The following is a 25,639-nucleotide window of genomic DNA, read 5'->3' as shown; positions in this document are numbered from 1 at the left end:
GAGAAGATCGTCAGCATCAGCCCAAAGAGAAGCGAGATTCGCGTGCCGTACAGGATGCGGGCCAGCACGTCGCCGCCGTTCGCATCGGTTCCCAGCCAGTTTTGCGCGGAGGGAGGGGAAGGGAAGGGGGTCGTGGTGGCGAAGTTAATGCTGTTTGCGCCAAAGCGCACCGGTGCCCAGAGCGCCCAGCCGTGCCTGTCGATTTGATCGCGAAGCCACGGATCCTGATATTCAGCCGGGGTCGCAAACGGGCCGCCAAAGTCGCTTTCGGTGTAGCTGGCGATAACCGGTACGTACCAGCGGTCGTTAAAATGCACCAGCAGCGGTTTGTCGTTGGCGATCAGTTCCGAACACATGCTTAAGGCAAACAGCACGGCAAAAATCCACAGCGACCAGTAGCCGCGGCGGTTGTGGCGAAAACGGGCCCAGCGGGCCTGGTTGACGGGGCTTAAACGCGGCATCAGCGGCCCTCAAAATCGATTCGGGGATCGACCAGCGTATAGCTGATATCACTGATGATATTCAGCAGCAGGCCAATCAGGGTGAAAATATAGAGTGTGCCAAACATCACCGGATAATCGCGCGACACGGTAGCCTCATAGCCCAGCAGCCCCAGGCCGTTGAGCGAGAACATCACCTCTATCAGCAGCGAGCCGGTAAAAAACATGCCGATGAACGTGGCCGGAAATCCGGCGATCACCAGCAGCATGGCGTTGCGAAACACGTGTTTCCACATGATCTGCTTCTCGCTCACGCCCTTGGCGCGGGCCGTGACGACGTACTGTTTACGAATTTCATCGAGAAAGGCGTTTTTGGTCAACATGGTCAGGGCCGCAAACCCGCCGATGACCGTGGCCAGCACCGGCAGCGTGATATGCCAGAGGTAGTCGGTGATTTTCTGATACCACGGCAGGGAGCTGAAATCGGCGGAGACCAACCCCCGCAGCGGGAAGAGGTCGAAATAGCTTCCCCCGGCAAAAAAGACGATCAGCAGGACGGCAAACAGAAACGCCGGGATGGCATAGCCGATGATAATGAACGTGCTGCTCCAGATATCGAACCGGCTGCCGTTGTACACCGCTTTGCGGATCCCGAGCGGTATAGAGACCAGATAGATAATCAGCGTTCCCCACAGCCCCAGCGTGATCGAAACCGGCAGGCTTTGCTTGATCAGCGTCAGCACTGACGCACTGCGAAACAGGCTGTCGCCAAAATCGAAGCGGATGTAATCCCAGAGCATTTTGAAATAGCGCTCGTGAATCGGTTTGTCAAAGCCGTAGCGGTGGGTGATCTCGGCGATCACTTCCGGATCCAGCCCGCGTCCGCCGCGGTAGTGGCTTTCACTGATATTCCCTACGCCGGTTCGCGCATGGCTGGCGCCCATCCCTTCACCGCCGCCGCCGGGCATGCCGCCGCTGTTGCCAAATTCAATGGCGGCAATGGCCTGATCGACCGGCCCACCGGGGGCGATTTGCACGATAAAAAAGTTAATCGTGATGATGGCCCACAGGGTGGGGATGACCAGCAGCAGACGGCGGAGAAGATAGGCACCCATGATAATTCCTTATCGCCGCTCAGCGGGAAGTCTGGCGGCTTTGTTAACGTCATACCACCAGGTATCAAAGCCCAGGGAGTAGACAGGGCGCACGGCAGGCACGGAGAACTTATCCCAGCGCGCAAGGCGATCTTCGCCCATATACCACATCGGCAGCATGTAGTAGTTCCAGGTTAAGACCCTGTCGAGGGCGCGCCCGAGCGGCAGGAGCTTTTCTTTATCCCCCTGCGCCGCCACGATTTTCGCAATGAGCGCATCAATCGCCGGGCTTTTTACCCCCGGCGCGTTGTACGAGGAGTCGATGTAGCTGGAGGCCCAGGAGATTTGCAGGTCCGAGCTGGGCCACGGCTGGGCGGGCCACAGGCGCTGCATCATGTCGTAATCACGGCTGCGCATGCGGCTGGTGATCTGCGCGTTATCCACCTGGCGAATGTTCATGGTCACGCCCAGCCGCTCAAGATTGTGCTTAAACGGCAGCACCCACTGATCGTTGCCTCCGGACGAGAGCAGCAGCTCAAAGCTGAGCGGCTTACCCGTTTTGGCATCCACACGCTTTTGATTTTTCAGGTGCCAGCCCGCGTCATCCAGCAGCTTGCTGGCCTTCAGCAGGTTGTCACGGTCGTAGCCGTCACCCTTCGACGCGGGCGGCTGAAACACGGTGGTGAACACCTGTGGCGGAACCTCCGCTTTTAGCGGCGCCAGCAGGACCAGCTCGTCGGCTTTCGGGTAATCGCGCGCGGCGTACTCGGTATTCTGAAAATAGCTGTTGGCGCGGCTGTAGGCCCCGTAAAAAAGCGCTTTGTTCATCCACTCAAAATCAAAGGCCAGGGAGATGGCTTCCCGCACCCGGCGGTCATTAAATACCGGACGCTGAATATTAAACGCCAGCCAGCGGGTGTCCTGGGCAGACTCATTTTTGTGCTCGTCTTTGACGATATAGCCTTTTGCGAAATTTTTGCCGATATAGCGGGTCGCCCAGTTTTTGGCGCTGCTCTCGACGCGCAAATCGAAGGCCCCGGCTTTGAACGCTTCAAACGCCACGTTATCGTCGAGGTAGTAATCATAGCGAAGGGTGTCGAAGTTCCAGCGTCCGCGGTTTACCGGCAGATTGGCCGCCCAGTAGTCTTTGACGCGGGAATAGACGACATATTGCCCCATGCGCCAGTCGGTAATGCGGTAAGGGCCGCCAGCCAGTGGGGGAGTCGAAAGGGGATCGCTCAGCTTATGACTTTTCCAGAACGATTCAGGCATTACCGGCAGCGAGAAGAGGCTCAGCATGTTCTCTTTGTTGGGTTCGCTCAGCTCGATGCGCACGGTGAGCGGCGCAATGGCTCTGACGGACGCGCCCTTATATACGATGCGGAACTGGGGCACGCCTTCGGTCATAAATTTATGGAAGGTGAACGCAACGTCGCTGGCTTTAACCGGTGTGCCATCGTGAAAACGTGCCCGCGGGTTCAGCGAGATTTCCGCCCAGGCGAAGTTATCGGCGTAACGCACGTTCTCGGCAATCAGCGGATAGTAGCTGCCGGGTTCATCGTCAGAGGTGACAAAGAGCGTATCGTAAAGCGATTCCGTCCGCGCTGCCGCCACGCCGCGCAGGGCGAAGCGGTTGAAGTTGTCGAAGGTTCCCGTGGCGGAAAGCGTCACCTTACCGCCCTTCGGCGCGGCAGGGTTGACGTAATCAAAGTGCGTAAAATTGACCGCGTATTTCGGCTCGCCAATCACCGCGAAGGCGATATTTTCTTTGATGGCTTGCGCCTGGCTGGACAGGCTGGTGAATGCCAACATCAGCAACATAAAGCGCATAAGCATCTCGCGGCGGCTCCCTCTTTTACAGACCGGCTCGGTTAAGCTGAATAATAAGTGACGTCGCGGACAATGTGAAATTAATCGCCCTCGGGCGAAATATCAGGACGCCATTCGCGGAACTGCGCCAGCGGCATCGGACGGCTAATCCAGTATCCCTGCAGGAAGTTAACGCCATGTTCGCGCAGCCAGGCCGCCTGTTCCGGCGTCTCTACCCCTTCGGCGACGGTCGACATATTCAGTCGTCTTGCCAGCGTCAGAACGGCATCCAGCACCGGCGACGTCACGGTCTCAGTACCGATCGCATTAACAAAACCACGGTCTATTTTGAGGTAGTCCATGGTGAAATGCTCAAGGTAAATCAGCGCGCTGTGGCCGGTTCCAAAATCATCAATGGCGATTTCAAACCCTTCGTTATGCAGCCATTCGAAGAGGCTGTTGGCTTCCCGATGATTCAGCATGTCGCGTTCGGTAATTTCCAGCACGATCTGGAAATAATCCGGCGGCAGTAGCGCTTTGAAGGTGCGCATATCGTCCTTGAAGCTTTCCGCATGCAGATGCCCCGGCGCAATGTTAATGCCCACCTTGGCACCCGGGGGTAACAGCGTTTGTAACACGGGTGCATCGTGAATGATAAGGTCAAAGAGATGCAGCGTCAGTGGGACAATCAGCTTCTGCGCTTCGGCAAAATTGATAAACGCGTCAGGCGGAATTTCCCCCATTGTCGGGTGCTTCCAGCGCATCAGCACTTCAAGCCCGGTCATTTTGAGCGATTTGGCATCAACGACGGGTTGATAAACCACGTAAAACTGGCCGCGCTTAATGGCGCTTAAAATCTCTTTACCCGGGTTGAGCCGAATGCTGAGGATGTAGTAGTTAAGCGAACCGGCACAAATGCCGCATACCAGCCCGAAGAACACGGCGTAGAGAATTTCATCGCTGGTCCATGCGTCCGCATACAGGTTGATGGTCAGGGGGACGTCTTTCAGCGTCGCCGTGCGGACCGGGATGTCATGTAATTCGTGCGCATGAACCAGGGTACTGGACTGGGTCGACAATGCGTTATCGCCGATGATGATGGCTATACCCGCGAACTCGTCCTGGCGCTCCGTGTAGAGCAGGTAAGGCGTCAGATTAATATTCACTGAGGTGAACACTCCGCCGCCCTTTACTAATGGGTTGCGGTACCAGATCGCAATTGCAGGTTCATCAGGCAGCATGGGGGTACCCGGGAGCAGCGCCATATCGATCGGTTTATCGATATTCAGCTCAGGTATCAGCGTCTCCATCGGGACATTCATCGGGCCCGTGGCGGAAGAGCAGAACGCCATTTTGTCCCTGACCAGCAGGAAGGCGCGAACGTTAATGCTGAAGGCTGCGCGAGAGGTGAGTTCCTGATTAACGTCGTGGCACGTGTTCAGCGTGAGGGGCTGGAGAACATTGACCGCTTTTTTTAAATCGTCGAAATAGCTCCCCATATAGGCGCTTACATCATTCACCAGAGTGTCGAATTTGACTTCCCGCTTGTGGTAACTCCAGGAAAATTGCAGTGAACCCAGGAGCAGGGCGGTGATGAGGCCCGTGATAATACTGAGGATCAGTATCTTACGATTACTGGAGAAGTAGCGGGTGAGCATAGACGTCGTGATTCCTGAAATGCCGCTGGATGTATTCAGTGTAATGGGCAAAAAAAAACACTGCCGAAGCAGTGCTTTTTTTCATTATATCGTCAGCCAAGGGATAACCAACGATACAATAGTCATATTAACTGCGGGTCAGTACGCGGCGTGCTTCGTTGTAGCGCTTCTTCCAGTATGGTTCATTCATGCTGGAAATGGTCACACCGCTGCTGGTGGAGGCATGTACGAACTGGTCGTTACCAATGTAGATGCCAACATGTCGACCTGTAGAACCGGCACGGAACAGGACTAGATCACCGGTGCGCAGTTTGGTACGTGAAATCGACTTGCCCATCTCCTGCTGTTCATAGGTTGAACGCGGAAGATCTAACCCAAATTGCTCACGGAACGTACGCTGTACAAAACCGGAACAATCAATACCTGTTTTTGTGCTGCCGCCAAGACGATAGCGCACGCCTTTCCAGTCAGCATACTGGTCCATAATGCGGGACTTCACGTCCAGATTACGTACCATATTTTCAAATTCATCCTGAGAGGCTTGCAGTGACGAGGAATCTTCCATTCCCACAACACGCGTCTCAGGATGCATATTCTTTGCGGTGTTCGATGTACTACATGCAGATAACAGTACCGCGACTGCTATCGCCGGGATCCCCCGTAAGATATATCTCAGAAACGGTTGAGATTTGACCATTTTGTTTATTATCCCTTGAAGTCCTTAACGACAAATATCGTTATAAAAATGCCAAACGTGACGAGACTAATTATCTGTTCACATTGAGACAATTCTTTCTGGTCACATTTGTGGCATAGCGCACAAAATTATTCACCATCGAAATAATTATCCCTATGGGGCAAAACGAGTTCGAGATTAACCGATTGCCAGGGGTATTGCGAGTAAAAAAAGCCTTTTTTTTATAAGAAAATGTGATACAGAAAGTAAAAATCCGTAATTGCTTAAAATGCGGTCAGATCCGAGGCTTTATCGCGCAATTGCTTCATTTTTATCATGAATGTGATGACAAGAATATGACACTGGGAAAAGATCGTGGCGGGAAGGCTATCAGGGATCATGTCGATCCCTGATAGCTCACGTTAATTTAGGTTAGTTATTTGTTCAATTATTGTTGCGTTTTACCGGGAAGGTAACGATCGAACAGCGCTATTATCCTGTCGCTCAGTGGGGTCATCAAACACCACGGCAGCGCAATCAGCGCAACGGAGAGCGAACCGACGGCAATATCGGTGAACCAGTGAGCGCCAATCATTACGCGCGGGAAGGCAAAAACCACAAAAATAATCAGGGCTATGGCAAACGCTTTTCTGCCGAAATAGCGAAGCATAATTGCGGAAAAAATAAGCAGCATCATGCCGTGATCGCCGGGGAAACTGTCCTTCGACGCATCTTTTGTTGGAATATGCAGCAGTTCACTCACGCGATAAATATCGGTGAAAAAGAGCGTTGGGCTGGAACGCTTAACCGGAATAATCGCGGTTGCCAGCTGGTTAATGACGACGGCAAACAGCAGCATCACCAGACCGATAATCAGAATACGCCGACGCCCGGCTTTGTCCTCTTTCAGCCAGAAAGAGAGCATCAGGCAGCCCATCGCCAGCAGCGAGAAGCCGTCGAAGGCGCGGTTGTTGGTAATTGCTACCAGCCACAGGAACGCGTTGCTCTTCACCAGCTCCTGGTTGAAGAAGTGGAAAATGGCAGAATCCAGCGGGAACCAGAAACCATGATCCGCCGGGATATACCAGGAGAAGAAAAGCGCCAGACCGGCGACATTAAGCAGTAATATCAGGGGAAATCGAGTTGTCATAACGTTCTGTATAGTGTGAAAACAGGGGCAACGTTAGCCGCCTGAACTTAAACGAATCCTCAACAGGCTGGACTGGAGGGCATTCCAGTCGGCGTTAACCGCACTAATTAACTCTATACGGCTGTCAGGCGGCGCCACATTTTGCGTTTCAATAAAGAAATCGTCGCCCTGACGGTTGATTCGCACCAGCCCGTCTGGCGTGCGCATGATCCCTTTCACGCGATCGACGGGCGCAAGTCGGGCCCACTCGAGGATCCCGATGGTGTCGAAAACGGTTTCAGCATCAAAAATCCACCCGCAGGCCTGATATCCCTGACCGCTGTTCAGGTTACGGCGCCAGCGCTGGTGCTCCGGCAGACTCAGGGCTGCCAGGCCCTGCTTAACCGGGTGACTGTGCGCATGCTCCGCGCTGGCGGGCAACGCGGTGAGGTTCAGACGTGGAAGGTCAAGCAGGGCGCTATCAATATTCCCCTGGGTGGCCTGCACCCGCGTGCGATTGCCGCCGAAATGCTGCCACCACGACTCCAGCGCGGCCTGGCTTTCAGCCGTGGCGCGATCGGCTTTATTCGCGACAATAACGTCAGCCGAGGCGAGCTGATCGCGGAAGTTCTCATTGGCCAGCGACTTGTCATCCAGAAGCTGACGCGGATCGAGCAGGCACAGGGTGGCGCGCAGATCGATCCACGGCTCGTAAACCGGGGCTGTCAGTAAATCGAGGATCTGCTTCGGGTGACCCAGCCCGGTGGGTTCAATCAGCAGGCGGTCAGGTTTGCCCTGACGCAGCAGGGTATTGAGCCCGACCTGCATCGGCAGGCCATTGACGCAGCACATGCACCCGCCGGGAATCTCTTTAATCATTGCGCCGTTGGATGACAGCAGCGCGCCGTCAATGCCCACCTCGCCAAATTCATTGACCAGCACGGCCCATTTCTCGGCCGGATCTTTATTTGCCAGCAGGTGGAGAATTGAGGTGGTTTTACCGCTGCCGAGAAAACCGGTAATGAGGTTGGTTTTGGTCACGTGCGCTCCGGATGAGAATGGTGATGCTATAACACTATTCTCTATCCTGGCGAAAAACGTGCCCTGTGAGAAGGGGAAGGGCGAACGGAGGCCTCATCCGTTCGCATTAAGCGCAATAATCGTTAAAGATTTAACGTTTCGATAACAGCCTGACGTGCGCCGTGGCGGGTTATGCGCTCATAGGCCTGGCTGACAGCCTCCACAAAAACGCGATTATGCGCAAGATCGTGACCAAAGACCTCGCTCAGCCCCAGCAGGGCGTTAACGCGGTCAGCGTCGCTGCTGGCGTTAACAATCTTGCGGATTTTATCGCTAAGGGGATCGCGCACGTCAATCGCGTTGCCATGATCGTCGGTGCCGCTGACGTAGCGTATCCAGCCGGCCACGCCCAGGGCCAGCAGCGACCACGGTGTTTTTCGCTCAAGGTGAACGCGGATCCCGTCCAGCATTCTTTGCGGAAGTTTCTGGCTACCGTCCATCGCGATTTGCCAGGTCCGGTGCTGGAGGGCCGGGTTGGCAAAGCGCTCCAGCAGGCTATCGGCGTAGGCGGTGAGGTCGACATCCTTAATGCGTAATGTTGGGGCCTGCTCGTCCAGCATGAGTCGACGGGCGGCTTCACGGAACGCCGAGTCCTCCATGCATTCATTTATATGGGCGTAGCCCGCGAGGTACCCCAGATACGCCAGGAAAGAGTGGCTGCCGTTGAGCATGCGTAATTTCATCTGCTCCCACGGCAGCACATCCTGCACCATCTGGACACCCGCCACTTCCCACTCGGGACGCCCGGCGACAAAATTATCTTCTACGACCCACTGAATGAACGGCTCGCAGCTGATGGCGCACGGATCTTCCACGCCGAGCGCGTCGGTGATTTCCGCCAGCGAGGCCTCCGTTGCGGCGGGCACAATCCTGTCGACCATCGTCCCCGGGAAACTCACGTGGCTATCAATCCATTCAGATAACCCTGCGGAACGTTTTTGCGCCATGCCCAGCACCGCGTTTTTCACCACGTGCCCGTTGTCAGGGATATTGTCGCAGGACAGCACGGTAAACGCAGGCAAGCCGCGCTCGCGGCGGCGGTGGAGGGCTTCGACCAGGATCCCTGGGGCCGAATGTGGCCCGGAGGGGTTTTCAAGGTCGTGGACGATCCGGGGGTTATTCAGATCGAGTTTTCCGGTCGCGGGATCGATGCAATAGCCTTTTTCCGTGATGGTGAGCGAGACAATCGCAACCTGAGGCTCGCAAAATTTCTCAATAATGGCGGGCAGGGAGTCCAGCTTTGCGTTCAGGCATTCATGGACGGCACCGACGATAATGGCCTCATTGCCTTCTGCACCTTTCTCCAGCACGGTGAACAAATGATCCTGCGCGCGCAGCTGGCTCATCAGCACATCGCCGCTGAAAAGGCTAATCTCACAAATCCCCCAGTCGCCGCCTTTTTCATTCAGCACCCGATTTGTTAACAATGCCTGGTGCGCACGGTGAAACGCGCCAAAGCCAAAGTGGACGATGCGGGAGCGTAATTGCGTGCGATCGTAGCGCGGTTGCTGAACCCGGGCAGGAAGGGCGGTGGAGGCAATTGTCTTCATGAGGTACACACCTGATTAACCATTAATTAACAATGCCAGTGTAAAGTTATATGACAGCAAATAAAATTGGTGAGCCGTAAATATCCCCGTTATGTGAGTTTGATCAATCAATGTGTGGCGGTGTATTGACCCTTCACGGCAAACATGTATGGTAGTCGTCATTGCAGTAGCACATATTGGTATAACAACTTAAGAGGGTGAGGCAATGGAACAAACCTGGCGTTGGTACGGGCCGAACGATCCGGTTTCTCTTGATGATGTGCGCCAGGCTGGCGCAACGGGTGTCGTCACGGCGCTGCATCATATTCCAAACGGTCAGGTCTGGCCGGTAGAGGAAATTCAACAGCGTCAGGCGCTGCTGGCGGAGAAGGGGTTAACCTGGTCTGTGGTGGAAAGTATCCCGGTTCATGAAGACATTAAAACCCATTCAGGGGAATGCCAGACCTGGATTGCTAACTATCAGCAGAGCATTCGCAACCTGGCGACCTGCGGCATTGATACGGTCTGCTATAACTTCATGCCTATCCTCGACTGGACGCGAACCGACCTTGAATATCAGATGCCGGACGGCTCGAAAGCGCTGCGTTTCGATCAGATTGCCTTTGCGGCATTCGAGCTGCACATTCTGAAACGCCCTGGCGCCGAAGCGGATTACACCGCGGAAGAGCAGCAGCAGGCGCGCGCGTGGTTTAACGCTGCCAGTGACGCGGACATCGAAAAGCTGACCCGTAATATTATTGCGGGCCTGCCCGGGGCTGAAGAAGGGTATACGCTGGATCAGTTCCGCGCGCGCCTGGCGGAATACGGCGATATTGATAAGCAGCAACTGCGTGAAAACATGGCGTATTTCCTGCGCGCTATCGTGCCGGTTGCGGAAGAGGTAGGGGTTCGCCTGGCCGTGCATCCGGACGATCCACCGCGTCCTATCCTCGGCCTGCCGCGTATCGTGTCTACGATTGAAGATATGCAGTGGCTGAAAGAGACGGTAAACAGCATCTATAACGGCTTTACCATGTGTACCGGCTCCTACGGCGTGCGTGCGGATAACGACCTTGTGCGGATGATTGAAACCTTCGGCGATCGTATCCACTTCACGCATCTGCGCGCGACCTGCCGCGAAGAGAATCCAAAAACCTTCCACGAGGCGGCGCACCTGGGCGGCGATGTGAATATGGTGGCGGTGGTAGACGCCATTCTGGCGGAAGAGGCGCGTCGTAAGCAGGCGGGCGATGTGCGTCCTATCCCGTTCCGTCCGGATCACGGTCACCAGATGCTGGACGATCTGCGTAAGAAAACCAACCCGGGCTATTCGGCGATTGGCCGTCTTAAAGGCATGGCGGAAGTGCGCGGCGTTGAGCTGGCGCTGAAGATGACGAAGTATCCGGAACTTCTGTAACCGGAGTTGCCGGGTGGCGGCTTCGCCTTACCCGGCCTACAAAAACACAAAAACCGGCTTCAGGGCCGGTTTTTTTCGTGGGTCGGGTAAGCGTAGCGCCACCCGACAAACGCCGCAATCAGTCAGCGCGACCCATATAGCGTTTTTCTTCGATATGGATGCGGATCTTCTCGCCAGCAGAGAGGTATTCCGGTACCTGCACAACCAGGCCGGTCGTCAGGGTAGCCGGTTTGTTGCGGGCACTGGCGGATGCGCCTTTGATGCCAGGCGCCGTTTCAACGATTTCCAGATCGACGGTCTGAGGCAGTTCCAGCGCCAGCAGCACGCCGTCCCAGGTCAGAACCTGCATGTCAGGCATGCCGCCTTCAGGGATAAACAGCAGCTCTTCTTCAATTTGATCTTTGGTGAAGATGTACGGGGTGTAATCTTCTTTATCCATGAACACGTATTCGTTGCCGTCGATGTAGGAGAAATCAACATAGCGACGGGTCAGGGTCACGGTATCGACGATATCGTCACCTTTAAAGCGCTCTTCCACTTTCAGGCCGGTACGCACATCGGCGAAACGCATTTTGTACAGCGTTGCTGCACCACGGGCGCTCGGGGCCTGAATGTCGATATCTTTCACAATCAGCAGTTTGCCGTTGTAATTCAGCACCATACCTTTCTTAATTTCGTTCGCTCTTGGCATTGCAGTAATCCTGTTTACGGGAGGTAAAAAATATCGCGCCAAATTACTCGCGCACGGCCTTTCAGGCAAGAGGAATTAGTGGCTTTTGCTATCAATACGCAAAAGGTGTTACTGTGCGCGCGATGCCCGACTCGCGGGCGATCGTCAGCGAAAGAGAGCATTTATGGATTGCCGTCCCGATTGTGGCGCGTGCTGTACTGCACCGTCCATTTCAAGCCCCATTCCAGGAATGCCCGAGGGCAAGCCTGCCAATACCCGCTGCGTTCAGCTCTCGGAAACCAACCTGTGCATGATCTTTGGCTCACCGTTGCGCCCGAAAGTCTGCTCCGGGCTTCAGCCCGCTGCCGAAATGTGCGGCAGCACGCGAGAGCAGGCGATGACGTACCTTCTTGAACTTGAAACGCTCACTGCGCCTTAAACGTCTTTAATCCTCGCCAGACAGCCCATCGTCAGCGTACACATCACCAGCGCAATCCAGAACACCGTGTGATAGTTCCAGATTTCGGCCACGACACCGGCCATTGAGCCCGCGATAATCCAGCCCACGCGGGTGGTATTAGTATAAAGGGTGGTGGCTGAGCCTGCCTGACCCGGCATCAGATCCTGGAAATAGAGCATGCCTATCCCGGCGAGAATGCCAATATAGATGGCGTTCAGCAGCTGTAACGCCAGCAACAGCCCCGGCGTATGTACCGTCAGCATACCGATATAAAACAGCAGACCGGCGACAGCGGCGATGCGCATTAAAAAACGCTTTCCGAAGCGCTTAGCGTAATAGCCCGCGATAAGCATCGTCGGGATCTCAAGCCCGGCCGCGGTGCCCATCATGATGCCCGCCAGTTTCTCCGACAGGTGCAGTTCATTAATAATAAACAGCGGCATATTGATGATATACAGGCTGTTGGTGCCCCACATCAGCGTGCAGATAACAAACAGGAGCAGGGCATCGCGGCGGTTACGGCGCGGCGCTTCCACTACGCCCGTTGCCACTTTGGGCTCTTTGCGCATGGACGGCAGGAAGAACCACACCAGCGCGCCGCATGCCACAAACGCAACTGCCGCACTCAGGTACATCACCGTAAAGCCAAAACCCATCGCCAGCGCGTAGGCCAGCGGCGGGCCAATCACCCATGCCAGCGATACCTGCGCACGCAGGACAGAGCTGAACATCACCGCTTCACGCCCGGTATGGTCCGCGTGTTCGCGGGCAAGGGCGAACAGCTGCGGGTTCGCCGTTGAGCCAAAGCTGCTCAGGAATACACCGACGAAGAGCAGAATGAAGTAGTTGCGGTTCCAGGCAAACAGAACGCAGGCCATGACCCCCAGCAGGCAGCAGAAAACGATCAGGCTTTTACGATCGCCTTTTCTGTCGGATCGCCCCGCCAGAAACTGACTGACCAGGATGCCGATGATGGCGCTTCCGGTAAAAAAGAAGCCCACCATCGCCGGACGGACGTGAACCTCATTTGTCAGGAATAAGCTCAATGTCGGCGTCTGTAACGCGCCGGCAATGCCCGTGAAGAAGGCAACAACCAGGAATGCCGCAGAGGTCAAATCAAAGGGCTTCGGCGAGACGGCCGCAGGGGTGTTATGCATGTTTTATAATTAGCGAGTAGCAGAGAGGGGCGGAGTTTACGCCGTCAGCTAAAAAATAAACAGTGGGTGCGGTCAATGATGCCACGAAAAAACAAAATGGCATTTCAACTTACCTCTCACCCGGCTGACCTTAGCTGAAACTGGCTTGCTGAACTTCAGCAAAATTCAGCTGAACGAAGAAGAAATGTGCTGTATCTCTAAATTCTGAGATCTGAAATACGAGTTTACTTGCAAGACATTGCAGAAAGCGCAAGACTTTTTGAAACGTTTCAGCGCTATCTTGTTTTAACAAACGGAGCAGGCTAGCGCATTTTTTCTCATTAAAGCTGAAACGATTCAAGTTCAGCAGGAGTGGAGAACCATGTTCCAGTTATCTGTTCAGGATATCCACCCGGGCGCTCAGGCCGGGGATAAAGAAGAGGCTATTCGCCAGGTTGCCGCTGCGCTTGTGCAGGCGGGTAACGTCGCGGACGGCTATGTCAACGGCATGCTGGCGCGCGAGCAGCAGACCTCAACCTTCCTCGGCAATGGCATTGCCATTCCGCACGGCACAACCGATACCCGCGATCAGGTGTTGAAAACCGGCGTTAAGGTTTATCAGTTCCCGCAGGGCGTGCTCTGGGGCGACGGTCAGGTAGCCTATGTGGCCATCGGTATCGCGGCCAGCAGCGACGAACACCTAGGCCTGCTGCGTCAGCTGACGCATGTCCTGAGCGATGACGATGTGGCTGAACAGCTTAAGTCCGCCACCACAGCTGAAGAGCTGCGTGCGTTGCTGATGGGCGAAAAACAGAGCGAAGCGCTGAAACTGGATAATGAAACGCTGACGCTGGATGTGGTTGCCTCCGATCTGGTGACGCTGCAGGCGCTGAACGCGGGCCGTCTGAAAGAAGCCGGCGCGGCGGATGCCACGTTTGTGACGCGCGTGATTAACGATAAGCCGTTGAATCTGGGTCAGGGTATCTGGCTGAACGACAGTGCTGAAGGCAACCTGCGCAGCGCTATCGCCGTGAGCCGCGCGGCCAATGCGTTTGACGTAGAAGGCGAGCCTGCAGCCATGCTGGTGACCGTGGCGATGAACGATGAACAGCCGGTTTCCGTGCTGAAGCGTCTGGGCGATCTGCTGCTGAACAACAAAGCTGAAAAACTGCTGAACGCTGATGCCTCCACCGTGCTGGCGCTGCTGACCAGTGATGATGCGCCGACTGAAGACGTGCAGACCGCTGAGTTCGTGGTACGTAACGAGCACGGCCTGCATGCCCGTCCGGGCACCATGCTGGTGAATACCATTAAACAATTCGAGAGTGAGATCACCGTGGCGAATCTTGATGGCACGGGCAAACCTGCCAACGGCCGTAGTCTGATGAAAGTTGTCGCGCTGGGCGTGAAGAAAGGGCACCGTCTGCGTTTCACCGCACAGGGTGCTGATGCTGAACAGGCGCTGAAAGCGATTGGCGATGCCATCGCGGCGGGTCTGGGGGAGGGCGCATAATGAGCAGACGTGTTGCGACTATTACGCTGAACCCGGCTTATGACCTGGTAGGATTTTGCCCGGAAATTGAGCGCGGCGAAGTCAACCTCGTGCGTACCACTGGCCTGCATGCTGCGGGTAAAGGGATTAACGTCGCGAAAGTGCTCAAGGATCTCGGTATCGACGTCACCGTGGGTGGATTCCTCGGTAAAGATAACCAGGATGGTTTCCAGCAGCTGTTCAGCGAGCTGGGCATTGCCAACCGTTTTCAGATTGTTCAGGGCCGTACCCGCATCAACGTTAAGCTGACGGAGAAAGACGGTGAAGTGACTGACCTGAACTTCTCTGGCTTCGAAGTGACGCCGTCAGACTGGGAGCGTTTTGTTAACGATTCTCTGACCTGGCTCGGTCAGTTTGACATGGTCTGCGTCAGCGGCAGCCTGCCGTCCGGCGTGAGCCCGGAAGCGTTTACCGACTGGATGACGCGCCTGCGCAGCCAGTGCCCGTGCATCATTTTTGACAGCAGCCGCGATGCGCTGGTTGCGGGCCTGAAAGCCTCGCCGTGGCTGGTGAAGCCGAATCGCCGCGAGCTGGAGATCTGGGCGGGTCGTAAGCTGCCAGAATTAAAAGATGTGATTGACGCTGCCCATGCGCTGCGCGAGCAGGGTATCGCTCACGTGGTGATCTCGCTTGGTGCAGAAGGCGCGTTGTGGGTTAACGCGTCTGGCGAATGGATCGCCAAACCGCCGTCAATGGAAGTTGTGAGTACCGTTGGCGCAGGGGATTCCATGGTTGGCGGCCTGATTTATGGTCTGCTGATGCGTGAATCCAGTGAACATACTTTACGTCTTGCCACTGCCGTTGCTGCCCTGGCCGTCAGCCAGAGCAATGTCGGTATTACCGATCGTACCCAGTTAGCCGCGATGATGGCGCGCGTTGACTTAAAACCTTTTAACTAACAGCAGGAGAGGAATAATGAAAACGCTGCTGATCATTGACTCCGGTCTCGGACAGGCTCGCGCCTATATGGCGAAGACCTTGCTGGGCGCGGCGGCACAAAAAGCACATCTGGAGATTATCGATAATCCAGGCGATGCAGAACTGGCCATTGTACTGGGCGACAAAATCCCGGCTGACAGTGCGCTGAACGGCAAAAAAGTGTGGCTGGGCGATATTAATCGCGCGGTGGCACACCCGGAACTGTTCCTGAGCGAAGCGAAAGGTCACGCGTCTGTCTACAGCGCGCCTGTCGCAGCGGCACCGGCTACGGCCACAGGTCCAAAACGCATTGTTGCGGTGACGGCCTGCCCGACGGGTGTGGCTCACACCTTTATGGCGGCTGAAGCCATTGAAACCGAAGCGAAAAAACGCGGCTGGTGGGTAAAAGTTGAAACGCGTGGCTCCGTCGGTGCCGGCAACGCTATCACCCCAGAAGAAGTGGCTGAGGCCGATCTGGTGATCGTGGCGGCGGATATTGAAGTGGACCTGGCGAAATTTGCCGGTAAGCCAATGTACCGTACATCTACCGGCCTGGCGCTGAAAAAGACCGCGCAGGAGTTTGATAAAGCGCTGGTAGAAGCGAAGCCGTATCAGGCAACCGGCGCGCGTCAAACCGCGACAGAAGGTAAGAAAGAGTCTGCGGGCGCCTATCGCCATCTGTTGACCGGCGTGTCTTACATGCTGCCGATGGTGGTGGCGGGTGGTCTGTGTATCGCTCTCTCGTTCGCGTTTGGTATCACCGCGTTTAAAGAACAAGGGACGCTGGCGGCTGCGCTGATGCAGATCGGCGGTGGCTCAGCCTTCGCTCTGATGGTGCCGGTACTGGCGGGCTTTATTGCCTTCTCCATCGCTGACCGTCCTGGCCTGACGCCGGGCCTTATCGGCGGTATGCTGGCCGTGAGCACGGGTTCCGGCTTTATCGGCGGGATTATCGCAGGCTTCCTGGCCGGTTACGTCGCGAAGCTCATCAGCTCGAAGCTCAAGCTGCCGCAGAGTATGGAAGCGCTGAAACCGATCCTGATCATCCCGCTGATTTCCAGCCTGGTGGTCGGTCTGGCGATGATTTACCTGATTGGTAAGCCGGTTGCGGGCATCCTGGCGGGTCTGACCCACTGGCTGCAAACCATGGGTACCGCGAACGCGGTTCTGCTGGGTGCAATCCTCGGCGGCATGATGTGTACCGACATGGGTGGTCCGGTGAACAAAGCGGCGTACGCCTTTGGTGTTGGCCTGCTGAGTACCCAGACCTACGCGCCAATGGCAGCCATCATGGCGGCAGGTATGGTGCCTCCTCTGGCGCTCGGCCTGGCGACGATTATTGCCCGTCGTAAGTTCGATAAAGCGCAGCAGGAAGGCGGCAAAGCGGCGCTGGTGCTGGGTCTGTGCTTCATCACCGAAGGGGCAATTCCGTTCGCGGCCCGTGACCCAATGCGTGTACTGCCTTGCTGTATCGCGGGTGGCGCGGTAACGGGGGCAATCTCCATGGCGATTGGTGCGAAGCTGATGGCACCACACGGCGGTCTGTTCGTGCTGCTGATCCCTGGCGCTATCACGCCGGTGCTGGGCTACCTGCTGGCGATTGTTGCCGGTACGCTGGTGGCGGGTCTCTCTTACGCAGTGCTGAAACGTCCGGAAGCGGAAGTCGTGGCAAAAGCAGCGTAAGCGATAAACAACAAAAAAGCCGGGTTGCATTACGCACCCGGCTTTTTTTATGCCGCCTGTTCAGCGGTTTGCTGTGCCTTCAGCCAGGCAATCTCTTCTGCCCAGATATCCGGATTGATGGTTTCCAGCACCATCGGAATACCGTCGAAGCGGGCGTCCTGCATAATAAAGCGAAACGCATCGTGGCCGATGTTGCCTTCGCCGAGGCTGTGGTGGCGGTCAACGCGGCTGCCAAAGGCGCTTTTCGCATCGTTTAAGTGCATGCCGCGCAGGTACTTAAAGCCCACAATGCGCTCGAACTCATCAAACGTGTTTTTCGTTGCCTCGGTTGTGCGCAGGTCATAGCCGGCGGCGAACGCGTGGCAGGTATCAATGCACACGCCAACGCGGGATTTATCCTCCACGCCGTCGATAATCGCCGCCAGATGTTCGAACCTGAAGCCGAGGTTGCTGCCCTGACCGGCGGTATTCTCAATCACCGCGGTGACGCCTTTGGTCTTGTCCAGGGTGATGTTGATGGACTCGGCAATGCGCGCCAGGCAGGCATCTTCGTCGATCTGCATCAGATGGCTGCCCGGATGGAAGTTCAGCAGCGTCAGCCCCAGCTGTTCGCAGCGCTGTACTTCATCAAGAAACGCCTCGCGGGATTTTTCCAGCGCCTCTTCAACCGGGTGACCGAGGTTGATCAGGTAGCTGTCGTGGGGAAGGATTTGGCCTGGCCCGTAGTGGTACTTCTCACAGGCAGCTTTGAAATCATCAATCACTTCAGCGGTGAGCGCTGCGGCGCGCCACTGGCGCTGGTTTTTGGTGAACAGGGCGAAAGCGGTCGCCTCGATTTCGGCGGCGCGAATGGCGGCATTTGCAAGGCCACCTGCAGCGCTGACGTGCGCTCCAACATATTTCATATAAAAACTCCTGCTAACCCGAAACGCTTATGATAGCGGGTTAGCAGGAGAAGGACGAGATGGTTTATGCCATCAGGCTGTGCACCGCGAGGTTAATGGCACCGCCTCCGACAATCAGCCAGATGAAGAGCACCAGCGCCATCAGCAGCGGTTTCGCACCGGCTTTTTTCAGCGCGCTGACGTGTGTGGTGACACCCAGCGCCGCCATGGCCATCGCCAGCAGCACGGTATCCAGCGTTACCAGCATATCGACAACGGCTTTCGGCAGCAGGTGGAAGGAGTTGAAAATCGCCACCACGATAAACAGGATCGCAAACCACGGAATGGTGATTTTGCTTTTCTCGCTGCCGCCCGCCGGAGCCAGCTGTTTAACCCGAGCGGCAAGGAAAATCAGGAACGGGGCCAGCATCATCACGCGCAGCATTTTGGCAATCACCGCCGCGTTTTCAGCTTCCGGGTTAATGGCATGTCCTGCCGCCACCACCTGGGCCACTTCGTGCATGGTCGAACCGATATAGATGCCGTAGGTTTCTGGGCTAAACCAGTGCGCCACCAGCGGATACATGGCCGGATAGAGGAAGATCGCCAGCGTACCGAAGATCACCACCGTCGCCACCGCCACGGTTACCTTGCTGGCTTCGGCTTTAACGACGGGCTCTGTTGCCAGCACCGCCGCGGCTCCACAGATACTGCTCCCGGCACCGATCAGCCAGCTGGTTTGCTTATCCAGGCCAAAGACTTTCTGGCCGATAAAGCAGGCCAGCAAAAAGGTGCTGGTCAGGGTCAGGACGTCGATGGCGATTCCGCTCACGCCCACATCCGCAATCTGCGAAAAGGTGAGACGGAAGCCGTAAAGGATGATCCCGAGACGCAGCAGGTGCTGTTTGGCAAAGATCACGCCGCCGTCGCAGGATTTCCAGATATGTGGGTAAACGGTGTTACCCACGACCATGCCCAGCAAAATGGCGAGCGTCAGCGCGCTAAAACCTGCGCCTGCGATAGCCGGGATGCTGCCGCCCCATAGCGCGACGGCGGTCACTGCGGCGCTGAGCGCAAGACCCGGCACGAAGTGCCACACTGTACGATGATGTTGTAAGGTGATTTCTGACATAACCTTCTCCTTTGTCTGGCTAAAGGTTACGGCGCTCTGGCTTAAAAATAAAATTGATTATATACTTATAATCAATCTATATAAGTGGTAAGCAACCATGCACATTACATTGCGTCAGCTGGAAGTGTTTGCCGAGGTGCTGAAAAGCGGCTCGACGACCCAGGCGTCACAAATGCTGGCGCTCTCGCAGTCTGCGGTCAGCGCGGCGTTGACCGATCTTGAAGGACAGCTGGGCGTTCAGCTTTTCGACAGGGTAGGGAAGCGGCTTGTGGTGAACGAGCACGGCCGTCTTCTTTATCCGCGCGCGCTGGCGCTGCTGGAGCAGGCTATCGAAATCGAGCAGCTGTTCCGCGAAGACAACGGTGCGATCCGCGTCTATGCCAGCAGCACCATCGGGAACTACATCCTGCCGGAAGTGATTGCCCGCTACCGCCGGGATTTCCCGACTCTGCCGCTGGAGATGAGCGTGGGCAATAGCCAGGACGTCATCAACGCGGTGATCGATTTCCGCGTGGATATTGGTCTCATCGAAGGACCCTGCCATAACGTCGCTATCATTGCCGAGCCCTGGCTGGAAGATGAGCTGGTGGTGTTTGCGTCCCCGGCCTCGTCGTTATTGCAGGGCGAGGTGACGCTGGAGCGCCTGGCGCAGGCGCAGTGGATCCTGCGTGAACAGGGCTCCGGCACGCGTGAAATTGTCGATTATCTGCTGCTTTCCCATCTGCCGCATTTCCAGTTAGGGATGGAGCTAGGGAACTCTGAGGCCATCAAGCACGCGGTGCGTCATGGCCTGGGGATCAGCTGTCTTTCCCGGCGCGTCATTGCCGAACAGCTTGAAACGGGGTCGCTGGTTGAAATCCCGGTTCCATTGCCGAAGCTGGTGCGCACGCTGTGGTGCATTCATCATCGTCAGAAACACCTTTCCAGCTCGCTGCAGCGTTTTCTGCGCTACTGCGAGATGTAATCTTCCCCTCATCCTGACCCTCTCCCCAAAGGGGAGAGGGAAAAATTATGCTTTACTTATAATCCTGGCCGAGTCATGAAGCTCTCTTATAACTGAGTATTTCTGCCGGAAGGAACGCGGATCGTCTGCTACAATCGCGCCTCATTTATTAAATGGACAGCATTTTCATATGGTTTCAGAAATTAAAACCACAGAAGCGCCCACGCTACGTCGTGAACTCAAGGCGCGTCACCTGACGATGATCGCCATTGGAGGCTCAATCGGTACAGGTCTTTTCGTTGCCTCTGGCGCAACGATTTCGGCAGCCGGCCCGGGTGGGGCACTTTTCTCTTATATCCTGATTGGCCTGATGGTGTACTTCCTGATGACCAGTCTCGGCGAACTGGCCGCGTACATGCCGGTATCCGGTTCGTTTTCGACCTACGGTCAAAAATACGTTGAAGAAGGCTTTGGCTTCGCGCTGGGCTGGAACTACTGGTACAACTGGGCGGTCACTATCGCCGTTGACCTTGTCGCCGCGCAGCTGGTGATGAACTGGTGGTTCCCCGATACGCCGGGCTGGATCTGGAGCGCCCTGTTCCTGGCCGTCATCTTCCTGCTGAACTACATCTCCGTGCGCGGTTTCGGCGAAGCGGAATACTGGTTCTCTTTGATCAAAGTGGCAACCGTCATCATCTTTATCGTCGTCGGTGTGGCGATGATCGTTGGTATTTTCAAAGGCGCAGAACCTGCGGGCTGGAGTAACTGGACAACAGGCGATGCGCCGTTTGCCGGTGGACTGTCGGCGATGATTGGCGTGGCGATGATTGTCGGCTTCTCCTTCCAGGGGACCGAGCTGATTGGTATCGCCGCCGGTGAGTCAGAGAACCCGGAGAAGAATATTCCGCGCGCGGTTCGTCAGGTCTTCTGGCGTATCCTGCTGTTCTACGTGTTCGCGATCCTGATTATCAGCCTGATCATTCCGTACACCGATCCAAGCCTGCTGCGTAATGACGTTAAAGACATTAGCGTCAGCCCGTTCACGCTGGTCTTCCAGCACGCCGGTCTGCTTTCTGCCGCGGCAGTGATGAACGCCGTTATCCTGACCGCTGTGCTTTCAGCCGGTAACTCCGGGATGTACGCGTCCACCCGTATGCTCTACACGCTGGCATGCGACGGTAAAGCCCCGCGTATCTTCGCGAAGCTGTCCCGTGGCGGGGTACCGCGTAATGCGCTGTATGCCACCACGGTGATTGCCGGTCTGTGCTTCCTGACCTCTATGTTTGGCAACCAGACGGTGTACCTGTGGCTGCTTAACACGTCCGGGATGACGGGCTTTATTGCCTGGCTGGGGATTGCCATTAGCCACTACCGTTTCCGCCGTGGTTTCGTCAAACAGGGTCACGATATTAACTCGCTGCCGTATCGCTCCGGCTTCTTCCCGCTGGGTCCCATTTTCGCCTTCATTCTGTGCCTGATCATTACGCTTGGACAGAACTATGAAGCGTTCCTGGCGGACACCATTGACTGGGGCGCCGTCACGGCGACCTACATTGGTATTCCGCTGTTCCTCGTCATCTGGTTTGGTTACAAGCTGACGAAAGGAACAAAATTCGTTCGCTACAGTGAAATGGAATTCCCGGAACGATTTAAACAATAACCGCACTTCCTCTCTATTAGCCCGCTCGTTTGAGCGGGCTTTTTTATTCCCACATTCTGAAACAAAGATATATTTCTTAACAATTCAATTGATAATAATTATCGTTTGCTTTATCGTTATCAAAAATAAGCGTGCTACCGACCCACCGCAGATGTGGGCGGCAGGGAAGACGCTGTGAGCAATGATGATTTGATTGAGTTGTATTTACCTCATGGAGATATGGAATGTTTAGGTTGAATCCCTTCGTCAGGGGAGGACTTTGCGCGTCCGCAATGTCCCTGGCCCTGCCTGTTATCGCAGCGGAATCCGGCGACACAATGGTTATCACGGCCTCCGCGACCGAGCAAAACCTGAAAGACGCACCGGCAAGCATCAGCGTCATCACCCAGGAAGATTTGCAGCGCAAACCCGTTCAGAATCTGAAAGATGTGTTACGGGAGGTGCCGGGCGTGCAGCTCACGAGCGAAGGGGACAACCGTAAAGGGGTAAGTATTCGCGGACTGGACAGCAGCTACACGCTGATCCTAATTGACGGCAAGCGCGTCAATTCCCGTAACGCGGTATTCCGCCATAATGATTTCGACCTCAACTGGGTGCCGGTTGACGCCATCGAACGAATTGAAGTGGTGCGCGGACCGATGTCTTCTCTTTACGGCTCCGATGCGCTGGGCGGCGTGGTGAACATTATCACCAAAAAAATCGGCCAGAAATGGACGGGTACCCTGAGCGCAGATTCCACGGTTCAGGAACATCGCGACCGTGGAGACACCTACAACGGTCAATTCTATACCAGCGGTCCGCTGGTGGACGGTCTGCTGGGGCTGAAAGCCTACGGTAGCCTCGCAAAGCGTGAGAAAGACGGTCAGCAGAAGTCCTCTACCACGGCGAGCGGTGAAACACCGCGCATTGAAGGCTTCACCAGCCGCGATGCGAATGTGGAATTCGCCTGGACGCCGTCTGAAAATCATGACTTTACGGCGGGCTACGGTTTCGACCGTCAGGATCGTGACTCGGATTCTCTCGACAAAAACCGCCTTGAGCGTCAGAACTACTCTCTCAGCCACAACGGCCGCTGGGGCGTCGGCAACAGCGAGCTGAAGGTGTACGGCGAGAAGGTGGATAACAAAAACCCGGGCAACAGCAATCCGATCACCTCCGAGAGCAACGCGGTGGACGGGAAATACGTGCTGCCGCTGGGCGACATCAACCAGCTGATGACCTTCGGCGGCGAATGGCGTCACGATAAGCTGAAGGATCCGGTCAACCTGACGGGCGGTTCCGGCAGCAGTACGTCGACAAGCCAGTATGCCCTGTTCCTGGAGGACGAGTGGCGTATCTTTGAACCTCTGGCGCTGACCACCGGCATCCGTATGGATGACCATGATACCTACGGCGACCACTGGAGCCCGCGCGCCTATCTGGTCTACAACGCGACCGATACCGTAACGGTGAAAGGGGGCTGGGCGACCGCGTTTAAAGCGCCGTCACTGCTGCAGCTGAGCCCGGACTGGGTCACCGGCTCGTGCCGAGGTGCCTGTGAGATTGTCGGTAACCCGGATCTGAAACCAGAGACCAGCGAGAGCTTCGAGTTAGGTCTCTACTACAGCGGGGAAGAGGGCTGGTTAGAGGGCGTGCAGGCCAGCGTGACCACCTTCCAGAATAACGTCGATGACCGCATCAGCATCAGCCGTACGGCCAATGCGAAGCAGGCGCAGAGCTACCCTAACTACGTTGGCCTGAATGCTGACGGTGAACCGATATTCCGCTATTACAACGTCAACAAGGCGCGCATCCGTGGGGTGGAGACCGAGCTGAAATTCCCGCTGGCGGACGACTGGAAAGTGACGCTGAACTACACCTACAACGACGGTCGTGATATCAGCAACGGCGGCAACAAGCCGCTGTCCGATCTGCCGTTCCACACCGCCAACGGGACCGTTGACTGGAAGGCGACGCAGGACTGGTCGTTCTATGTTCAGGGCAACTACACCGGTGAGAAACGCGCGCTGACCAGCAGCGACCCAACGCCGGGTGGTTATGTTATCTGGAATACCGGCGCCGCGTGGCAGGCGACGAAAAGCGTGAAGTTGCGTGCGGGCGTGCAAAACCTGCTGGACAAAGATCTGAGCCGCGACGATTACAGCTACACGGAAGATGGCCGTCGCTACTTTGTCGGTGTGGATTATAAGTTCTGATGTAACCTTTATGCCCGGTGGCGCTTCGCTTACCGGGCCTACAAAACCCGCGAATGTAGGCCGGGTAAGGCAAAGCCGCCACCCGGCAATCGGCCGCACTTACCCGAACAAATGCTCCGCATGGAAGCGGAGATGATCCTCAATAAAGGACGCAATGAAGTAATAGCTGTGATCGTATCCCGGCTGAATGCGCAGCGTCAGCGGCCAGTCCTTCTGGCGCGCGGCTTCAGCAAACACCGCAGGCTGCAGCTGTCCGGCGAGGAACTGGTCCGCATCACCCTGATCGATAAGGGTGGGAATCGCCGCTTCCGCTTTGCTGGCCAGCATTAGCGCACAGCTGTCCCATTCCTGCCAATTCGCTTCATCTTCCCCCAGATAGTTCGCGAAGGCTTTCTGCCCCCACGGCACCTGAGTAGGGTTCACAATTGGCGCAAATGCCGACACGCTGACGTATTTTCCTGGATTTTTCAGCGCCATGATGAGCGCGCCGTGTCCGCCCATGGAGTGGCCGCTGATGGCGCAGCGGTCGCTTACCGCAAACCCGGACTGTATCAGCGCGGGCAGCTCATCGCGAAGGTAATCATACATGCGGTAGTGGCGCGCCCAGGGCTGCTCGGTCGCATTGAGATAAAACCCGGCGCCTTTGCCCAGGTCGTATCCTGCATCGTCGGCCACATCGTCGCCACGCGGGCTGGTGTCTGGCATCACCAGCGCAATGCCCAGCTCGGCGGCAATACGCTGCGCGCCCGCTTTGGTGGTGAAGTTTTCGTCGTTGCAGGTCAGGCCGGAAAGCCAGAACAGAACCGGTGGATTTTCCGTCGGGGGCAGGAAAATGCTGAACGTCATTGCACAGTTCAGGGTGGTGGAGTCGTGCCGCCAGCGCTGCTGTCGACCTTCAAAACAACGGTGCTCTTCGAGCAGTTCCATGCAGGGCTCCTTAATGAGAATGCGTATTCATAAAAACCATAATACAGCCTTTTCATTGACCTGTGAGTAACTTTCACTTTCGCCAGACGGCGAGATGCTGCATCATAAATTTACTTTTCTTTAACAATTGGAGCGGTCATGGCGCTGCGTATTGCGCTCAGTGGGTTTGTCGTGCTGGTGGTGGCGATGGGGATAGGGCGCTTTGCCTTTACGCCTCAGGTGCCGCTGATGATTGCTGCCGGACAGCTTACGCTGACCAGCGCGGGTCTGGTGGCGGCGATGAATTATCTGGGCTATCTGGTGGGCGCGTGGGATGCGATGCGTGCGCACCGCTTCGTTGAAACGCGCCTCTGGCTTGGCATCACCGGCGCGGTGGCGCTGACGCTGCTCTCCGCGGCGGCGGATAATGCCGTCGTGCACGGCCTGCTGCGTTTTGTCATCGGCTGCATGAGCGGCTGGTCTATGGTACTCATTGCCGCCTGGACCAACGAACGGCTGGGGCAGCTCGGTAAACCGGGCCTGAGCGCTGCGGTGTTTGCCGGACCGGGGGCGGGCATCGCCCTGAGCGGGCTGCTCGCCGTCTATATCCAGGCGAAATCCCTGTCGGCCGGGGCGGCATGGCAAATCTACGGCGTGCTGGCGCTGGT

21 protein-coding genes and 1 pseudogene are annotated in these 25,639 nt (G+C 56.2%); 9 read left to right on the top strand and 13 right to left on the bottom strand.

Translation table 11 applies throughout. The annotated features are described in order from the left end of the window. The 8 genes and pseudogenes from DOU50_RS07055 to DOU50_RS07020 form a co-directional block, all read right to left on the bottom strand. Positions 1-461 (bottom strand): annotated as a pseudogene (locus DOU50_RS07055) (ABC transporter permease); the annotation flags it as partial. Beyond that, positions 461-1,555, bottom strand: coding sequence for a microcin C ABC transporter permease YejB (locus DOU50_RS07050; RefSeq protein ID WP_024908182.1), 1,095 nt, complete (start codon positions 1,553-1,555; stop codon positions 461-463). The pseudogene DOU50_RS07055 and the gene DOU50_RS07050, both read right to left, overlap by 1 nt. A gap of 9 nt (positions 1,556-1,564) precedes the next feature. After that, positions 1,565-3,370: an extracellular solute-binding protein gene (locus DOU50_RS07045; protein WP_148769120.1), complete on the bottom strand. Its 1,806-nt coding sequence runs from the start codon at positions 3,368-3,370 to the stop codon at positions 1,565-1,567. Between the two features lie 74 nt (positions 3,371-3,444). Continuing rightward, complete coding sequence (locus DOU50_RS07040) at positions 3,445-5,001, bottom strand: cyclic di-GMP phosphodiesterase (protein WP_024908180.1); 1,557 nt, start codon at positions 4,999-5,001, stop codon at positions 3,445-3,447. Positions 5,002-5,128: 127 nt separating this feature from the next. Next, the gene (mepS, locus tag DOU50_RS07035; protein ID WP_008500946.1) at positions 5,129-5,698 is read right to left on the bottom strand and encodes a bifunctional murein DD-endopeptidase/murein LD-carboxypeptidase; all 570 of its coding nucleotides are present in this window, start codon (positions 5,696-5,698) and stop codon (positions 5,129-5,131) included. A 427-nt stretch (positions 5,699-6,125) separates the two neighbouring features. Further along, the gene (locus DOU50_RS07030; RefSeq protein ID WP_032645294.1) at positions 6,126-6,827 is read right to left on the bottom strand and encodes a phosphatase PAP2 family protein; all 702 of its coding nucleotides are present in this window, start codon (positions 6,825-6,827) and stop codon (positions 6,126-6,128) included. Positions 6,828-6,860: 33 nt separating this feature from the next. Then, positions 6,861-7,847, bottom strand: a complete 987-nt coding sequence (locus DOU50_RS07025) for a CobW family GTP-binding protein (RefSeq protein WP_148769119.1) — start codon at positions 7,845-7,847, stop codon at positions 6,861-6,863. A gap of 122 nt (positions 7,848-7,969) precedes the next feature. Continuing rightward, a complete protein-coding gene (locus DOU50_RS07020; RefSeq protein ID WP_148769118.1) occupies positions 7,970-9,436 on the bottom strand; it encodes a mannitol dehydrogenase family protein in 1,467 nt (488 codons plus the stop codon). Between the two features lie 205 nt (positions 9,437-9,641). Here DOU50_RS07020 and uxuA point away from each other — a divergent pair, with 205 nt between their 5' ends. Beyond that, complete coding sequence (uxuA, locus tag DOU50_RS07015) at positions 9,642-10,832, top strand: mannonate dehydratase (protein ID WP_090419456.1); 1,191 nt, start codon at positions 9,642-9,644, stop codon at positions 10,830-10,832. Positions 10,833-10,950: 118 nt separating this feature from the next. Here the strand turns inward: uxuA and yeiP are convergent, their stop codons facing one another. Next, entirely contained in the window at positions 10,951-11,523 is a 573-nt protein-coding gene (gene yeiP, locus DOU50_RS07010; RefSeq protein ID WP_008500940.1) for an elongation factor P-like protein YeiP, read from the bottom strand. A gap of 163 nt (positions 11,524-11,686) precedes the next feature. Between yeiP and DOU50_RS07005 the strand changes: the two genes are divergently transcribed. Then, positions 11,687-11,941 carry a YkgJ family cysteine cluster protein gene (locus DOU50_RS07005; protein WP_032645293.1) on the top strand — a complete coding sequence of 85 codons (255 nt, stop codon included), beginning with the start codon at positions 11,687-11,689 and terminating at the stop codon, positions 11,939-11,941. Here the strand turns inward: DOU50_RS07005 and setB are convergent. Next, positions 11,938-13,119 carry a sugar efflux transporter SetB gene (setB, locus tag DOU50_RS07000; protein WP_148769117.1) on the bottom strand — a complete coding sequence of 394 codons (1,182 nt, stop codon included), beginning with the start codon at positions 13,117-13,119 and terminating at the stop codon, positions 11,938-11,940. The genes DOU50_RS07005 and setB overlap by 4 nt on opposite strands. A gap of 361 nt (positions 13,120-13,480) precedes the next feature. Between setB and fruB the strand changes: the two genes are divergently transcribed. Genes fruB through fruA form a run of 3 tightly spaced genes read left to right on the top strand, consistent with a single transcriptional unit; the run spans position 13,481 to position 17,251 of the window. Then, the gene (fruB, locus tag DOU50_RS06995) at positions 13,481-14,611 is read left to right on the top strand and encodes a fused PTS fructose transporter subunit IIA/HPr protein (RefSeq protein ID WP_032646567.1); all 1,131 of its coding nucleotides are present in this window, start codon (positions 13,481-13,483) and stop codon (positions 14,609-14,611) included. Beyond that, on the top strand, positions 14,611-15,549 hold the full coding sequence (fruK, locus tag DOU50_RS06990) for a 1-phosphofructokinase (RefSeq protein ID WP_023312480.1): 939 nt from the start codon (positions 14,611-14,613) through the stop codon (positions 15,547-15,549). Before fruB ends, fruK begins: the two co-directional genes overlap by 1 nt. A gap of 16 nt (positions 15,550-15,565) precedes the next feature. Then, complete coding sequence (fruA, locus tag DOU50_RS06985; RefSeq protein ID WP_148769116.1) at positions 15,566-17,251, top strand: PTS fructose transporter subunit IIBC; 1,686 nt, start codon at positions 15,566-15,568, stop codon at positions 17,249-17,251. A 47-nt stretch (positions 17,252-17,298) separates the two neighbouring features. Here fruA and nfo read toward each other — a convergent pair whose 3' ends face one another. Further along, complete coding sequence (gene nfo, locus DOU50_RS06980) at positions 17,299-18,156, bottom strand: deoxyribonuclease IV (protein ID WP_024908173.1); 858 nt, start codon at positions 18,154-18,156, stop codon at positions 17,299-17,301. A 64-nt stretch (positions 18,157-18,220) separates the two neighbouring features. After that, entirely contained in the window at positions 18,221-19,267 is a 1,047-nt protein-coding gene (locus DOU50_RS06975) for a YeiH family protein (RefSeq protein WP_033146035.1), read from the bottom strand. A gap of 97 nt (positions 19,268-19,364) precedes the next feature. Between DOU50_RS06975 and yieE the strand changes: the two genes are divergently transcribed. From yieE to cirA, 3 genes are all read left to right on the top strand, one after another. Continuing rightward, a complete protein-coding gene (gene yieE, locus DOU50_RS06970) occupies positions 19,365-20,231 on the top strand; it encodes a DNA-binding transcriptional regulator YeiE (protein ID WP_148769115.1) in 867 nt (288 codons plus the stop codon). Between the two features lie 169 nt (positions 20,232-20,400). Beyond that, positions 20,401-21,870 (top strand): amino acid permease, encoded by a 1,470-nt coding sequence (locus tag DOU50_RS06965; protein WP_024908170.1) that lies wholly within the window; start codon positions 20,401-20,403, stop codon positions 21,868-21,870. A 224-nt stretch (positions 21,871-22,094) separates the two neighbouring features. Then, positions 22,095-24,065, top strand: a complete 1,971-nt coding sequence (gene cirA, locus DOU50_RS06960; protein ID WP_148769114.1) for a catecholate siderophore receptor CirA — start codon at positions 22,095-22,097, stop codon at positions 24,063-24,065. 99 nt (positions 24,066-24,164) lie between these two features. Here cirA and fghA read toward each other — a convergent pair whose 3' ends face one another. Further along, a complete protein-coding gene (gene fghA, locus DOU50_RS06955) occupies positions 24,165-24,992 on the bottom strand; it encodes an S-formylglutathione hydrolase (protein WP_148769113.1) in 828 nt (275 codons plus the stop codon). 138 nt (positions 24,993-25,130) lie between these two features. Between fghA and DOU50_RS06950 the strand changes: the two genes are divergently transcribed. Beyond that, the coding region (locus DOU50_RS06950; protein ID WP_148769112.1) for a YbfB/YjiJ family MFS transporter at positions 25,131-25,639 on the top strand (509 nt) is incomplete at its 3' end.

Source organism: Enterobacter sp. C6 (assembly GCF_008122455.1).
GTDB lineage: Bacteria > Pseudomonadota > Gammaproteobacteria > Enterobacterales > Enterobacteriaceae > Enterobacter > Enterobacter pseudoroggenkampii.
This window is presented reverse-complemented; position numbering and strand designations above follow the sequence as displayed.

Coding starts and splice junctions, on each gene's coding strand:
- DOU50_RS07050 (WP_024908182.1), bottom strand. CDS start 1,555: ATGGGTGCCTATCTTCTCCGCCGTCTGCTGCTGGTCATCCCCACCCTG.
- DOU50_RS07045 (WP_148769120.1), bottom strand. CDS start 3,370: ATGCTTATGCGCTTTATGTTGCTGATGTTGGCATTCACCAGCCTGTCC.
- DOU50_RS07040 (WP_024908180.1), bottom strand. CDS start 5,001: ATGCTCACCCGCTACTTCTCCAGTAATCGTAAGATACTGATCCTCAGT.
- mepS (WP_008500946.1), bottom strand. CDS start 5,698: ATGGTCAAATCTCAACCGTTTCTGAGATATATCTTACGGGGGATCCCG.
- DOU50_RS07030 (WP_032645294.1), bottom strand. CDS start 6,827: ATGACAACTCGATTTCCCCTGATATTACTGCTTAATGTCGCCGGTCTG.
- DOU50_RS07020 (WP_148769118.1), bottom strand. CDS start 9,436: ATGAAGACAATTGCCTCCACCGCCCTTCCTGCCCGGGTTCAGCAACCG.
- uxuA (WP_090419456.1), top strand. CDS start 9,642: ATGGAACAAACCTGGCGTTGGTACGGGCCGAACGATCCGGTTTCTCTT.
- yeiP (WP_008500940.1), bottom strand. CDS start 11,523: ATGCCAAGAGCGAACGAAATTAAGAAAGGTATGGTGCTGAATTACAAC.
- DOU50_RS07005 (WP_032645293.1), top strand. CDS start 11,687: ATGGATTGCCGTCCCGATTGTGGCGCGTGCTGTACTGCACCGTCCATT.
- setB (WP_148769117.1), bottom strand. CDS start 13,119: ATGCATAACACCCCTGCGGCCGTCTCGCCGAAGCCCTTTGATTTGACC.
- fruB (WP_032646567.1), top strand. CDS start 13,481: ATGTTCCAGTTATCTGTTCAGGATATCCACCCGGGCGCTCAGGCCGGG.
- fruK (WP_023312480.1), top strand. CDS start 14,611: ATGAGCAGACGTGTTGCGACTATTACGCTGAACCCGGCTTATGACCTG.
- fruA (WP_148769116.1), top strand. CDS start 15,566: ATGAAAACGCTGCTGATCATTGACTCCGGTCTCGGACAGGCTCGCGCC.
- nfo (WP_024908173.1), bottom strand. CDS start 18,156: ATGAAATATGTTGGAGCGCACGTCAGCGCTGCAGGTGGCCTTGCAAAT.
- DOU50_RS06975 (WP_033146035.1), bottom strand. CDS start 19,267: ATGTCAGAAATCACCTTACAACATCATCGTACAGTGTGGCACTTCGTG.
- yieE (WP_148769115.1), top strand. CDS start 19,365: ATGCACATTACATTGCGTCAGCTGGAAGTGTTTGCCGAGGTGCTGAAA.
- DOU50_RS06965 (WP_024908170.1), top strand. CDS start 20,401: ATGGTTTCAGAAATTAAAACCACAGAAGCGCCCACGCTACGTCGTGAA.
- cirA (WP_148769114.1), top strand. CDS start 22,095: ATGTTTAGGTTGAATCCCTTCGTCAGGGGAGGACTTTGCGCGTCCGCA.
- fghA (WP_148769113.1), bottom strand. CDS start 24,992: ATGGAACTGCTCGAAGAGCACCGTTGTTTTGAAGGTCGACAGCAGCGC.